The 13,735-nt window shown below is 59.0% G+C and carries 11 protein-coding genes; 4 read left to right on the plus strand and 7 right to left on the minus strand.

What is annotated here, in order from left to right; translation table 11 throughout:
• Positions 1-86: 86 nt before the first annotated feature.
• Both ACM6I0_RS30720 and kdgD read right to left on the minus strand, forming a co-directional pair.
• Positions 87-1,532: an aldehyde dehydrogenase family protein gene (locus ACM6I0_RS30720; RefSeq protein ID WP_414924033.1), complete on the minus strand. Its 1,446-nt coding sequence runs from the start codon at positions 1,530-1,532 to the stop codon at positions 87-89.
• Positions 1,533-1,593: 61 nt separating this feature from the next.
• Positions 1,594-2,505, minus strand: coding sequence for a 5-dehydro-4-deoxyglucarate dehydratase (kdgD, locus tag ACM6I0_RS30725; protein WP_109627960.1), 912 nt, complete (start codon positions 2,503-2,505; stop codon positions 1,594-1,596).
• Between the two features lie 237 nt (positions 2,506-2,742).
• Between kdgD and ACM6I0_RS30730 the strand changes: the two genes are divergently transcribed.
• Positions 2,743-4,032 carry a phospholipase gene (locus ACM6I0_RS30730; RefSeq protein WP_414924034.1) on the plus strand — a complete coding sequence of 430 codons (1,290 nt, stop codon included), beginning with the start codon at positions 2,743-2,745 and terminating at the stop codon, positions 4,030-4,032.
• Between the two features lie 14 nt (positions 4,033-4,046).
• Positions 4,047-4,238, plus strand: a complete 192-nt coding sequence (locus ACM6I0_RS30735) for a hypothetical protein (protein WP_414924035.1) — start codon at positions 4,047-4,049, stop codon at positions 4,236-4,238.
• Positions 4,239-4,378: 140 nt separating this feature from the next.
• Here ACM6I0_RS30735 and ACM6I0_RS30740 read toward each other — a convergent pair whose 3' ends face one another.
• The 4 genes from ACM6I0_RS30740 to ACM6I0_RS30755 form a co-directional block, all read right to left on the minus strand.
• Entirely contained in the window at positions 4,379-5,128 is a 750-nt protein-coding gene (locus ACM6I0_RS30740) for a FadR/GntR family transcriptional regulator (protein WP_222589771.1), read from the minus strand.
• Between the two features lie 190 nt (positions 5,129-5,318).
• Complete coding sequence (locus ACM6I0_RS30745; RefSeq protein ID WP_414924036.1) at positions 5,319-7,046, minus strand: ABC transporter ATP-binding protein/permease; 1,728 nt, start codon at positions 7,044-7,046, stop codon at positions 5,319-5,321.
• A gap of 96 nt (positions 7,047-7,142) precedes the next feature.
• Positions 7,143-7,703: a response regulator transcription factor gene (locus tag ACM6I0_RS30750; protein WP_007901386.1), complete on the minus strand. Its 561-nt coding sequence runs from the start codon at positions 7,701-7,703 to the stop codon at positions 7,143-7,145.
• On the minus strand, positions 7,696-8,958 hold the full coding sequence (locus tag ACM6I0_RS30755; protein ID WP_414924037.1) for an ATP-binding protein: 1,263 nt from the start codon (positions 8,956-8,958) through the stop codon (positions 7,696-7,698). Before ACM6I0_RS30755 ends, ACM6I0_RS30750 begins: the two co-directional genes overlap by 8 nt.
• 319 nt (positions 8,959-9,277) lie before the next feature.
• Here ACM6I0_RS30755 and ACM6I0_RS30760 point away from each other — a divergent pair, with 319 nt between their 5' ends.
• On the plus strand, positions 9,278-9,994 hold the full coding sequence (locus ACM6I0_RS30760; RefSeq protein WP_090175552.1) for an SIMPL domain-containing protein: 717 nt from the start codon (positions 9,278-9,280) through the stop codon (positions 9,992-9,994).
• A gap of 131 nt (positions 9,995-10,125) precedes the next feature.
• Here ACM6I0_RS30760 and ACM6I0_RS30765 read toward each other — a convergent pair whose 3' ends face one another.
• Complete coding sequence (locus ACM6I0_RS30765; protein WP_414924038.1) at positions 10,126-10,488, minus strand: DUF6124 family protein; 363 nt, start codon at positions 10,486-10,488, stop codon at positions 10,126-10,128.
• A 1,568-nt stretch (positions 10,489-12,056) separates the two neighbouring features.
• Between ACM6I0_RS30765 and ACM6I0_RS30770 the strand changes: the two genes are divergently transcribed.
• Entirely contained in the window at positions 12,057-13,682 is a 1,626-nt protein-coding gene (locus ACM6I0_RS30770; protein ID WP_090175557.1) for an ABC transporter substrate-binding protein, read from the plus strand.
• Positions 13,683-13,735 lie beyond the last annotated feature (53 nt).

Consider the following 13,735-nt stretch of genomic DNA (forward strand, 5'->3'; position numbering starts at 1 on the left):
GCCAGCGATGCGGACACCTCGGCGTGTCAGTCACACCGCGGTGATGCCATCGCTGGCAGGCCAGCTCCCACAGGTATTGCGGTGGATCAGGAACCGATGTAGGCAGTTTTTACGACCGTGTAGAACTCTTGCGCGTAGCGACCTTGCTCGCGGGAACCATAGGATGAACCTTTACGCCCACCGAATGGAACGTGGTAATCCACGCCCGCCGTCGGCAGGTTGACCATCACCATCCCGGCCTGGGAGTGACGTTTGAAGTGGTTGGCGTACTTCAGCGATGTCGTGGCGATACCCGCCGACAGACCGAATTCGGTGTCGTTGGCCATGGCCAGTGCCGCGTCGTAATCCGCCACGCGAACCACGTTGGCCACCGGGCCGAAGATTTCTTCGCGGCTGATGCGCATCGCGGCTTCGCTGTCGGCAAACAGCGTTGGCGCGAGGTAATAGCCTTCGGTGTCACAGGTCACCAGACCGCCGCCGCTGACCAGACGTGCACCTTCGGACTGGCCAATGTCGATGTACTTCATGTCCTGTTCAAGCTGAGCCTGGGAAACCACCGGACCGATGTCGGTGCCGGTTTTCAGGGCGTGGCCGACCTTGATCGACTTCATGCGTTCGGCCATGGCTTCGACGAATTTGTCGTGGATGCCGGCGGTGACGATGAAACGACTCGAAGCCGTGCAGCGCTGACCGGTGGAGTAGAACGCACTCTGCACCGACAGCTCGACCGCTTGCTTGAGATCGGCGTCGTCGAGAATGATCTGCGGGTTCTTGCCACCCATTTCCAGCTGAACCTTGGCCTGGCGCGAGACGCAACTGACCGCGATCTGACGACCCACACCGACCGAACCGGTGAAGCTGATGCCGTCGACTTTCGGGCTCTGCACCAGCGCATCGCCAACCACTCGACCGCTGCCCATCACCAGGTTGAACACGCCGGCCGGGAAGCCTGCGCGGGAAATGATTTCGGCCAGCGCCCAGGCGCAACCTGGCACCAGATCGGCCGGTTTGAGCACGACGCAGTTGCCGTAGGCCAGGGCCGGGGCGATTTTCCACGCAGGGATCGCAATCGGGAAGTTCCACGGCGTGATCAGACCGACCACACCCAGCGCTTCGCGGGTGACTTCAACGTTGACGCCCGGGCGCACCGACGGCAGGTAATCACCGGACAGACGCAGGCACTCACCGGCGAAGAACTTGAAGATGTTACCGGCGCGGGTCACTTCACCAATGGCTTCGGGCAGGGTCTTGCCCTCTTCCCGGGCCAGCAAGGTGCCGAGCTCTTCGCGACGGGCGAGGATTTCAGTGCCGACTTTATCCAGCGAGTCATGGCGAGCCTGAATCCCCGAAGTCGACCAGGCCGGGAACGCGGCGCGAGCGGCGTCGATGGCCGCGTGGACCTGGGCCAGATCGGCCTTGGCGTAGTTGCCGATGGTGTCGGTCAGTTCGGACGGGTTGATGTTGGCGCAGTAATCGCTGCCTGCCACCCATTCACCGTTGATGTAGTTATCAAAACGCTTTGAATCTGCCACGAGATGTTCTCCTCACGCAAAAGGCCGCTGATCACTCAGCGGCCTTGTTTAATCGGGTGTGTTATTGCGCACCTTGCTTGTCGATCAACGCGGCGAGCATTTCGTACTCTTCGCCGGTCAGGTCGGTCAGCGGCGCACGCACTGGGCCTGCGTCATAGCCGGCAATTTTTGCCCCGGCCTTGACGATGCTTACCGCGTAGCCGGCTTTGCGGTTACGGATGTCCAGGTAAGGCAGGAAGAAGTCGTCGATGATCTTGCCGACAGTGGCGTGATCTTCGCGGGCAATGGCGTGGTAGAAATCCATCGCGGTTTTCGGGATGAAGTTGAACACCGCCGACGAGTAAACCGGCACGCCCAGGGCCTTGTAGGCCGCTGCGTACACTTCGGCGGTCGGCAAACCACCCAGGTAGCTGAAGCGATCACCGAGGCGGCGACGGATCGACACCATCAACTCGATATCGCCCAGGCCATCTTTGTATCCGATCAGGTTCGGGCAGCGCTCAGCCAGACGCTCCAGCAACGGTGCGGTCAGGCGGCAGACGTTGCGGTTGTAAACCACCACACCGATTTTTACCGATTTGCACACGGCTTCAACGTGGGCGGCGACGCCGTCCTGGCTGGCTTCGGTCAGGTAGTGCGGCAGCAGCAACAGGCCTTTGGCGCCCAGACGCTCGGCTTCCTGTGCGTATTCGATGGCTTGACGGGTCGAACCACCTACACCGGCCAGAATCGGCACGCTGGTTTCGCAGGTGTCGACGGCAGTCTTGATGATTTCCGAATATTCGCTGGCCGCCAGAGAGAAGAACTCACCGGTGCCGCCCGCGGCGAACAACGCCGTGGCGCCGTATGGGGCCAGCCATTCGAGACGCTTGATGTAGCCAGCGCGATGGAAATCACCCTGGGCATTGAAATCGGTGACCGGGAAAGACAGCAGACCGGAAGAGAGGATGGACTTCAGTTCTTGTGGATTCATTATTCGAACACCCTGGGTAGCGACGTATGTTTGTGTGAGAAACCGTTCAGCTTTCGCCGAGTTGTAGGTCATCGTACAACTTAAATAATAACCGTCAACTGCATTTCATCGCGAACCTCACATTTTGAGTCGGAAAGGTATTTTCTTGACGTAGGAAATTTCTCTTCTATGATTCGGATGACTGTATATGCATACAGTTAATTCGATTTGTACCGACGACATATCAAGGAGCTAGAAATGTCAGGTCTGCACACACAACCGCAGGAAAACCCCAAGCAGGTCATCGTGAACCTGGATGACCTTTTTACCGAACAGGGCGTCGCCATCGTCGATGGCGATTCGCTGGTATTGCATCTCGGTGAACACAACGACGTACCTTTGCCGGGCGGCAAAGCGCCAAAAAACAAGCCGCAGCTGAGGTTCGAAGGCGGCGAACACACGGCCATCGGCGACAGCACCCTGCTGCGTTTCATCAAAGACGCGCCTGCTGTCCCCGCGTCTCAGGTTGAACTGCACTTACCGAACGGATTGGCGCTGACCTATGGCCAGATCGTTGCGCTGAGCGCTGATTTTTACGGCATCCCCGATCAACCCGTCAGCGAAGGCGCCAGTGCTGCCGAGCGTATCCAGCGATTCAACAACGCGTTCAACTCGCTGGCCGTGTTGCCGGCGTCCAATGCCGAGGCCAAGTTGATTCTCGGCGTCATGCAAAAGGAAATCGCTGCCGTTAAACAGGCCATCAAGGACGGTAAACAACCTCATGAGGCGTATGACGCCCTCGGTGATACGTTGTCCGAAGAGTGGAACAGAATCACTGGCGGCGGCAGTGTTGTCTCGGCGCTGTTTCCGCTGGGGCGCTACCTGAAACTGGCCGCCAACAACGCCGACCACTTTGGCGAATGGGCGCTACTGGCCTACGTCGCCGGGCATGCGGCAGCCCTGCAACACGCGGTAAAAGCGCACAACAGCGGCGATGAAAAGCAGCTGGAACTGGCCTACGCGATGAACGCGTTCGCCGATCACTACCTGACCGACCTGTTTTCCGCCGGTCACTTGCGCGTGCCCCGCAAGCAGCTGGCAGCGGTGGTCACACCGAGTGACCTGGGCTCATTGATTACCCGCTTCATGCACGACGAAGACAGCAAGTTCGGCCTCAATGTGCGTAACGCCAACGGTGCGCAATGGCGCGCCTATGGCGACAAACGCTACTTCGACGACCTCTCCAGCGCCAATCGCGCCCAGGTGAACCAGGCGGTTCAGGTGTCGGCGGATGAAGTGTTTGCGGCGTATCTGAGCGGCATTGCGCCGTCGCCCGGCAGTTTCGGCGCGTTGAAGAATCTGCCGGATTTGCAGGCAGTGTTGAACCTGGCGGGCAATTTTTCACCGCTGTTCAGGATGGACGGCAACAAGGTGTTGCGACGCAAGGACGTCAACAACTTGAACGACACCGCCACCGTCGATGACTGGTGGGGCTGGAGCACTTACTTGCTGCTCAAGGACTACAAACCAACGGGCAACGTGGCCTGATAAGGAGATCAATGATGACGATTAAATTGAAACTGGAGTTGGCTTCGGGGCAATCGATGAAGGGCGCCCCTCTGGAATTGCTGGCCAAGGGAGTGGCGATTGCACGGGGTGTGGTTGATGAGTGTGGGAGTGTGGCGTTTGATGCCAGGCCTGGGACGGCGCAATTGGCAGTGCGGGTGGATCGGTCGACTTTGAACGCGGGCTGAGGTTACTGCTTTTAGGCTGACGCCCTCATCGCGAGCAAGCTCGCTCCCACAATAGATTTTCGATGAACACAGAACTTGTGGGCATCCAGGATCAATGTGGGAGCGAGCTTGCTCGCGATGGCGTCCTGTCAGGCAGGCAATTACCCGCGCTGTGCCTCTGCCTCTTCATGCGCATGGCGCAGTCGTTCGCGGCTGTTGGTCAGGTGCAAACGCATCGCCGCCCGCGCGGCATCCGAATCCTGGCGCGCAATGGCGTCGTAAATCTCTTCGTGCTCACGGCTCAGGCGATTCATGTAGTGCTGCTGGTCATCATGGGCCAGCCGCGCGGAGTTGAGCCGGGTGCGCGGAATAATGCTGGTGCCCAGGTGGGTCATGATGTCGGTGAAGTAGCGATTGCCGGTCGACAGGGCGATTTGCAGGTGAAACTGGAAATCCGACGCCACGGCATCGCTGGCATGGGAGACGCTTTCGTTCAATGCATCCAGAGCCGCTCGCATCAATGCCAACTGCTCGGGCGTGCGACGTTGTGCGGCAAGGCCGGCGGATTCCACTTCCAGGCTGATCCGCAGCTCCAGAATAGCCAGTACGTCACGCAGCGTGACGACCGTGGCCGGGTCGATACGGAAACCGCTCGGGCTCGGCGTGTCGAGCACGAAGGTGCCGATGCCGTGGCGGGTTTCCACCTGGCCTGCGGCCTGCAAGCGGGAAATCGCCTCGCGAACCACGGTGCGGCTGACGCCATGGGCATCCATGATTGCCGACTCGGTGGGCAATTTGTCGCCACGTTTGAGGTGGCCGTCGCGGATCTGCTCGGACAGCACCGTCACCAATTCCTGTGCGAGGCTGCGGCGCTTGCGAGGGAGGCGGGGTGCGTCGATCGGGTTTTCCATGGTGAACGTCTTTCTCGAAAAATTCGGCTGAAACCGCATCATAGCTCAACACGGTTGTACGATCACCGTCAGCATCCACTATCCCCTGTGGGAGCGAGCTTGCTCGCGATGGCGGAGTGTCAGACACCTTTAATGTTGGATGTCATGCCGTCATCGCGAGCAAGCTCGCTCCCACAGGGATTTGTGGTGCTTATGCGGTCACGGTCTGGTCTACCAGATGCCCGCTTTCAATGTGCACATGCCGTGGGTGGAAACGCTTCAGACTGCTGCGATGGCCGACGCTGACGATGCTCAGCCCCGGAATCTCATCGATCAAGGCTTGATACAACGACCCTTCATCCTCTTCGTCCATCGCCGAGGTCGCTTCGTCCATGTACAGCCACTTCGGTGCAAACAACAGTGCGCGGGCAAAAGCCAACCGCTGCTGCTCGCCCGGCGACAACATGCGCTGCCAGTGATTGGCTTCGTCCAGACGCGCAACGAGGTGCGGCAGACGGCAGGTTTCCAGCACATGCACGTAACGTTCATGCGGGTACGTATCGCCGGCCTGTGGATAACTCAGCGCTTCGCGGAGCGTACCAATGGGCAGATAAGGTTTTTGCGGCAAGAACAGATAACGCGAGGTCGGCAGACGAATACTGCCGTGACCGGCAGGCCACAGATGCCCCATCGCTCGCAGCAAGGTCGATTTGCCGCTGCCGGAACGCCCGCTGAGCATCACGCGCTCGCCCTCCTCCACTGTCATCTCGGCGTTGGTCAGCAGGTGACGTCCGTCGGCAAGATCAAGACCGAGGTTGTGCACGCGCAGTGCCGTACCCGCATTCTGCACGTCGATGGCTGGCGCCCGCTCTTCATTGTCAGTCATGGCCTGGCGGAAACTCAGCAGACGATCACAGGTGGCGCGCCACTCGGCGAGGTCCTGGTACGCACTGATGAACCAGCTGAAGTTCTCCTGCACATTGCCGAACGCGGAGTTGATTTGCATCAGCTCACCGAGCTCGATCTTGCCGGCAAAGTAACGCGGCGCCGCGACCATGAACGGGAAGATGATTGCGATCTGAGCATAACCGGACGTGAAGAACGTCAGGCGCTTGGACACTTTCATGATGTCCCAGAAATTGTGCCAGACCAGACCGAAGCGACTGCTCAGGCGACGGTTCTCGTTGGGCTCGCCGTTGTACAACGCGATGCTTTCGGCATTCTCGCGGACCCGCACCATGGAGAAACGCAAGTCGGCTTCGAAACGTTGTTGGTTGTTGTTGAGGCCGATCAAACGACGACCGATCACATGCGTCAGCCAGCTGCCGACGGCGGCGTACACCAGTGCGCACCAAAACATGTAGCCGGGGATCGTGAAGCCAAATACTTCGATGCTGCCCGACACGCCCCACAAAATGATCGAAAACGACACCAGGCTGACGATGTTCCGTATCAGCCCAAGGCCCAGGCCCAAGGTGTTGGTGGTGAATTTATTGAGGTCTTCGGAAATCCGCTGGTCCGGGTTATCGGTGTAGCCACCCTGCTCCAGCTGGTAGTAATTCTTGCTGCCCAGCCAACGGGCGAAGTGTTTTTCGGTGAGCCAGGCTCGCCAGCGAATGGTCAGCATCTGGGTCAGATAAAGCCGGTACACCGCGCCGAGGATCGCCACCGCCGCAATGCCGCAGAAATACAGAATCAGCTGCCAGAAGGCCGCTTCGTCCTTCTTTTGCAGGGCGTTATAGAAGTCTTTGTACCAACTGTTGATCCACACCGAAATCGCCACGCTGAACAGCGACAGCGCAATCACGGCGATCAGCAGCGTCCAGGCCTTGCCCTTCTCTTCGCTGCGCCAGTAAGGCGTGGTCATCGCCCAGACTTTGCGAAAAAACTGCCCGCGCACAGCATCGTTGACCGCGGAATATTCAGCGTTCTCATTCATGGATAAGGCTCAATAAAGAAAAGAACACACACGAACCGATCATAGATGATCGGTTCGGGTTACTGCGAGGGCTGGCGATAACCGTTCAGCGCTCGTTCAGCGACGGACCGGGCGCTTCTGCAGTTTGCGCTGCAGCGTGCGGCGGTGCATGCCCAGGGCGCGGGCAGTGGCGGAGATGTTGCCTTCGTGCTCGGTCAACACGCGCTGGATGTGTTCCCACTGCAGGCGGTCCACCGACATCGGGTTTTCCGGCACCAGGGTGTCGAGGTCGGCATGCTCGGAGAGCAGCGCAGCCAGCACGTCATCGGCGTCTGCCGGTTTGCACAGGTAATTGCAGGCGCCACGCTTGATCGCCTCGACGGCGGTGGCGATGCTGGAGTATCCGGTGAGGATCACCACGCGCATTTCCGGGTCGAGTTCGAGCAGTTTGGGCAGCAGCACCAGACCCGAGTCGCCGTCCATTTTCAGGTCCAGCGCGGCGTAATCAGGGATGTCGGCCTGGGCAATGGTCAGGCCTTCTTCGGCGGAACCGGCGGTGCTGACGCGAAAACCACGGCGGGCCATGGCGCGGGCCATTACGCGGGTGAAGGTTGCATCGTCGTCCACCAGCAGCAAATGCGGCAGTTCTTCGCCTTCAACTTGGATCTCGTCACTCATGTTCGTCTCCTCGGGCGACACGGGGCAGGCGCAGCTCGGTGAGCGTGCCGCCTTCCTCATGACTGTAGAGTTTCACTGAGCCGCCTGCGCGTGTCACGCTGGCCTTGCTCAAAAACAGGCCCAGGCCGAAACCTTTGCCCTTGGTGGTAAAAAACGGTTTGCCGATCTGTTCGGCGATGGCCAGCGGCACACCGGCGCCGTGGTCGCGAATGCTGATGGTCAAGTCTTCGGCATTCCAGTCCAGCGTCACTTGCAGCCCTTCGGGGCACGCATCGGCGGCGTTGTTGAGCAAATTCAGCAGGGCTTGCGTCAGGTCTGGCGGCGGCGCCATGCGCGGCACGGTCCCTTGGCCCAGGCGCTGGAAACGGTAGCTGGCTTCCGGGCGCATCAGGTGCCAGCGGTTCAGCGCCTCATCGAGCCAGTCAGTGACGTCCTGCATTTCCACCGCCAGGCGGCGATTGGCTTCCGCCGCTCGAACCAACTGCTGCAAGGTCTCCTTGCACAACTTGACCTGGTCCTGCAGCACGCTCAAATCGTCCTGCAGCAGCGGGTCTGGATGGTCCTGACGCATTTCCTTAAGCAGCACGCTCATGGTCGCCAGCGGCGTGCCCAATTCATGCGCGGCGCCCGCAGCCTGGGTCGCAACGGCCAGCAGCTGTTGGTCGCGCAGGCCTTCTTCACGACGAATGGCGCGCAGCTCTTCCTGACGTCGCAACTCCTCGGCCATCCGCGCAGCAAAGAAGGTGATCACGGCGGCGGCGAGGGCAAAACTCAGCCACATGCCGTAGATCTGCAGGTTTTCCCGGGCGATAGGGAAGGTTTCCAGCGGATAGAACCGCGCCAGCAGCAAGGTATAAAGCGCCAGGGCGATACCGGACAGCACCACCGAATAGCGCCACGGCAACGTCACGGCGGCGATGGTCAGCGGCACCAGGTAATAAGAGACGAACGGGTTGGTGGAGCCACCGGAGAAATACAGCAAGGCGCTGTGGATAAACAGATCGCAGGCCAGTTGCAGGGCATATTCGAGCTCGGTCACCGGCCACGAAGTACGCAGGCGAACCGCCGTGAATGTGCACAACAGCATCGAGCAGCCGAGGGTCATCGCCAGTTGCACCCATGGCAACGGCAGCAGATCGAACCAGTAGGCCAAACCCACGGAGCCGGCTTGAGCGGCGAGCACCAAAGTGCGGATGATCGTCAGCCGCCAGAGGTTCTGGCGAGTCGCGGAAGTGATTTGTACGGGGGCGAGCATGAGCTCTCCTGATGAGCGCTCCAGGCGGATCGCACGGAGTATAACCAAGCACGGGGGCTGGCAGGCAAAAGTGCGGCAAACAGCCACATGGCACAAAGGGGTGTGGCGTCTATAAGGCAGCCATCGCGGGCAAGCCCGCTCCCACAGGTTCACTGTTGTATTTGTGGGAGCGGCCTTACCCGCGATGGGTCGTAAAGCGGCCACCTGCCTTTCATCTGTATAGAAGTTGTAACTGTGCGAACCGGACCATTACCGCTAGAGTCTGATGGTTTCACGCAGGCTCGGACTTTAACCCCTGCGCATCGCCCAAGGAGTTTTCATGCACAGTTTCCGCCGCAGCGCCGCCCTTCTTGCCCTCAGTGCCGGCACCGTTGCCAGCCTCCCGGCCCTGGCCGCCGACGAGCTTCATTACAACCAGATTTCCCTGCGCGCCGAAGTCAGTCAGGAAGTGCCCCGCGACCTGATGATCGTGACGCTCTACACGGAAGAACAAAACACCGACCCGGCCAAACTCGCCGCCGACGTCAGCACCACCATGAACAAGGCGCTGGCCCAGGCCAAAGAGGTCAAGGAAATCACCCTGCGCCAGGGCAGCCGCAACAGCTACCCGATCTACGACACCAAGGGCCAGAAAATCACCGGCTGGCGTGAACGCGCCGAACTGCGGCTGGAAAGCTCAGACTTTGCCGCCCTGTCCAAGCTGACCGGCGAACTGCTGACCGACCTGAAAATGGGCGGCATGGACTTCGCCATCGCCACACCAACACGCAAAGCCAGCGAAGACGCGCTGCTCAAAGACGCCGTCACCGCCTTCAAGGCCCGCGCCCAACTGGCGACTGACGCACTGGGCGGCAAGAGCTACAAAATCGTCAATCTGAACCTCAACAGCAACGGCTATCCACAGCCCTACATGCGCGGCCCGATGATGATGAAAGCGGCGAGCATGGACAGCGCACCGGTGACGCCAGAAGTTGAGGCAGGCACCAGTCAGGTCAGCATGACCGCGGATGGCGCGATTGAAGTGTTGATGCCTTGATTGGCTGATCCGTCTAGAAAAACGGCGATCATTGAAGTGATCGCCGTTTTTTTTTGCCTGCCAAAAGCCCGGAGAAACCAGCAAGTGCTGTTGAGTCCTACGCCATCGATGAACGATAACGTGGTCTCTGATCAGCCCTGCGGATCGACGTTATCCAGCGCCCTATTCACCGCCAACTCCGCGAGCATGATGATCTGCTGAATCGCCAACACCGTATTGCGCTGCGGACCGATCAGGTTTGTGGCGAAATCGCTGGCCATGACACTCGCGGAAGCCAGGGACTCGCAGGCTTGAGCTAATAGGCTTTCGGTATCCATGTTCGGAGCGACCAGGAACATGGTGCTGGGGCGCCGGGGGGTTGCCATGTATTGATTCGGGGGATCGAGGTAGTAGTCGAGGGCGCGTTTTATGGCTTCGCGGTCTTTGAGTAACGTCTCGGAGCGCAAATCTTCAGCTTCGGGTGTGGTGGGTGGATCGGGGATTAGCTTATCCATGGAAAAACTCCTACTTGAAATGGGAGCCATCCAATGTCGTTTCCACACGACAAATAGGTGGCGGCTGCACGCAGGGTGGAAATACCGGTTAGTAGGACCCGGCCAGACCGAAGCCTGCCCACGCACAGCCGCCATGACGCAGTTTGCAGACGAACGAAGACGTCGGCAACGAATACGATGGTTCAGCTATGCGGCTACTAAGAGATCCAGGTTTCCACGCCTGGTCGCTGAAACTGCAGCGACAGCCAGAGATTAGACATACCGCTTCCTACCCGGCAACCTGAAAAATGCGTGGGAAAGCTCTGTGTTTCTTACACATCGTTCAACACAAAAATGGAACGCGGAGCGTCCCTGGCTGCATTCCCACGCGGAGCGTAGGGAACGATCAATGGGCAGCAGGAAGAGATTGGTCGGCTGGCAGGCCAGCTCCCACAGTGGACCGGGTACACCTGAAAGAGACTGGTCGGCTGTCAGGCCGCCATCGCGGGCAAGCCCGCTCCCACAGGGTTCGATGCACACCTGCAAGAGAATGGTCGGCTGTCAGGCCGCCATCGCTGGCAAGCCAGCTCCCACAGGGTTCGGTGTACATCAGCAAGAGATTGGTCGGCTGTCAGGCCGCCATCGCGGGCAAGCCCGCTCCCACAGGGTTCGGTGTACATCTGCAGGAGATTGGTCGGCTGGCGGACCACCATCGCCGGCAGGCCAGCTCCCACAATGGACCGGTGTCCACCGCCCGCTCCTCACCACTCAACAGGCCGAGCGGTAGCTCGCCTGCAGCTTTTGATCTTGATCTGGCTTTTGATCTGCCCGCCCCGTCGGCAGGCTGAGTGGAGGCGTTCATCTGGGGGGTAGGCGCGCAGCGCCGTGCGGCGGAGCCGCACACATCGAGAGGAGGTCGTCGCGAAGCAGACCGGAGGCGATGCCCCCAGATGAATGCCGGAACGAAGGAACACCGAGCCCCAGCGAGGGGCCGAACGTCGGGGCAAAGCCTTTTGGTTCCTTTTTGGCGTTTGAAAAAGGGACTCGCCGTAAGGGCGAAACCGCCAGCCGCCGTTACCGCAGCAACGGATATGTACACAAAACCACCACAATCAACAAAGGTTGCACCCGCCGGTACTACCTGAACACCCAAGCCCCAGGCCCGAAACCCAACACCCGATGTCCACTGACCAACAGTAACAAAACAATCTGCCCGCACAGACACAACAACCCCTTAAACAACAATCACCTACCCACCAAACAAGAACTCAATCTCATTCCCCCCCACGATCCCCATATCCCCCCCTCAATGACGGGTATAAATAAGTAACACCGCGCCCCAATCGAGTGCGCAAAACGTCCAGATCGCCCCGCACAAGTGCATCGGACGCACCGAAAAAACCCTGCGCAAACGGTCAAATGAACATGAATTTATACATATGCGACATTAAGGTACGTTCGTGCCACTGTTTAATGCCTGTGGTCGCTCAGGATCTTGCAATGGGTATGGCCCCTGCATAAGTATCCGCAGGCACGACTCACGAGGTCGTCCTCTAATTCCAAAAATGACAACAAATCATGAGGCCAACATGCTTAAACACGCGGTCATTCCGTTTTTAGTCGGCGCAAGCTTGTTAGCTAGCGCACCATTCGCCCAAGCAGCGACTAACCTGGTGTTCTGCTCCGAAGGGAGCCCGGCCGGTTTCGATCCAGGTCAGTACACCACCGGAACCGACTTCGACGCCTCTGCAGAAACCATGTTCAACCGTTTGACCCAGTTCGAACGTGGCGGTACCGCTGTCATTCCTGGTCTGGCGACCAGCTGGGACATTTCCCCGGACGGCCTGACGTACACCTTCCACCTGCGTCAAGGCGTCAAGTTCCACACCACCCCGTACTTCAAGCCCACTCGTGAGTTCAACGCCGACGACGTGCTGTTCACCTTTAATCGCATGATTAACAAGGATGACCCGTTCCGTAAGGCGTACCCGACCGAATTCCCGTACTTCACCGACATGGGGATGGATACCAACATCACCAAGATCGATAAAGTCGACGACAAAACTGTCAAGTTCACCCTGAAAGAAGTTGATGCTGCGTTCATCCAGAACATGGCCATGAGCTTCGCTTCCGTGCAATCCGCCGAGTACGCTGCCCAGCTGCTCAAGGAAGGCAAAGCCGCCGATATCAACCAGAAGCCGGTCGGCACCGGTCCGTTCGTGTTCAAGAGCTACCAGAAAGACTCCAACATCCGCTACACCGGGAACAAGGACTACTGGAAGCCTGACGACGTCAAGATCGACAACCTGATCTTCGCCATCACCACCGACCCGTCGGTGCGTATCCAGAAGCTGAAGAAGAACGAGTGCCAGATCACTCTGTTCCCCCGCCCAGCCGACCTGAAGGCGCTGCAAGAAGACAAGACTCTGAAAGTGCCTAACCAGGCTGGTTTCAACCTGGGTTACATCGCCTACAACGTGATGGACAAGATCAAGGGCAGCGATCAGCCAAACCCGATGGCCCAACTGAAAGTGCGTCAGGCACTGGACATGGCCGTCAACAAGCAGCAGATCATCGACTCCGTTTACCAGGGTGCTGGTCAACTGGCCGTCAACGCCATGCCGCCAACCCAATGGTCCTACGACACCACCATCAAGGACGCGCCGTACAACCCTGAGAAAGCCAAAGAGCTGCTCAAGGAAGCCGGCATCAAGGAAGGCACCGAGATCAACCTGTGGGCGATGCCAGTACAGCGTCCGTACAACCCGAACGCCAAGCTGATGGCTGAAATGCTGCAATCCGACTGGGCCAAGATCGGTATCAAGGCCAAGATCGTGACCTACGAGTGGGGCGAGTACATCAAGCGCTCCAAAGGCGGCGAAAACGGCGCGATGCTGATTGGCTGGAGCGGCGACAACGGTGACCCGGACAACTGGCTGAACGTGCTGTTCGGCTGTGATTCACTGCAAGGCAACAACTTCTCCAAGTGGTGCGACAAGAAGTTCGACGGCATCGTTAAAGAAGCCAAGCGTACAACCGACCAGGCCAAGCGCACCGAACTGTACAAACAGGCGCAACACGTCCTCAAAGATGCTGTGCCAATGACACCTATCGCTCACTCGACGGTGTTCCAACCCATGCGCGACAACGTGCAGGACTTCAAGATCAGCCCGTTCGGCTTGAACTCCTTCTACGGCGTCAGCGTCAGCAAGTAAGGTTTTGCAGCGGCGACGTTTTTAACGTCGCCGCTGCTTTATCTGCCGAGAAA

The organism is Pseudomonas sp. IT-P294 (assembly GCF_949767865.1).
Lineage (GTDB): Bacteria > Pseudomonadota > Gammaproteobacteria > Pseudomonadales > Pseudomonadaceae > Aquipseudomonas.